Annotated in this window: 1 pseudogene; it reads right to left on the bottom strand. The window is 74.7% G+C overall.

Annotated features, from left to right (window positions below):
* Positions 1-54: 54 nt before the first annotated feature.
* Positions 55-363, bottom strand: a pseudogene (locus ACH65_RS20395) (PadR family transcriptional regulator); the annotation flags it as partial.

Here is a 363-nt window from a genome sequence, read left to right as displayed (position 1 = left end):
CGCGGCGCGGTGAGGCGCAGGCCGCAGGCGCGGCGGCGCGCGGCCCAGTCGGCTTCAGTCATCGTGCGGCTTCCTCGCGATCTCGCCGGCGGCGCGTTCGAGGATCGCCGCCACGCGCTGCGCCTCGGCCTTGCTCCACTCCCCGCCGCGCATCAGCAGCGCATGCTTGAGCGCGTGCATCGCCTTGCGCACCGCCATCGGCGCCGCCATCTTGGCGGCCATGCGCGCGTTGTGCTCGGTGCGCGCGGTGGCCGCTTCCACCGCGTCGCGGTTCTCGTCCAGGAAGGCGCGGCCGGCGTCGGTGATGGCGTAGAGCTTGCGGCCGCCCTGCTCGCTGCGCACTTCGGCGTGGCCGAGTTCCTC

This window comes from Frateuria defendens (genome assembly GCF_001182895.1).
In the GTDB taxonomy this organism is placed as follows: domain Bacteria; phylum Pseudomonadota; class Gammaproteobacteria; order Xanthomonadales; family Rhodanobacteraceae; genus Frateuria_B; species Frateuria_B defendens.
The sequence above is the reverse complement of the archived record's forward strand: the minus strand, read 5'-3'. Positions and strand labels throughout refer to the sequence as shown.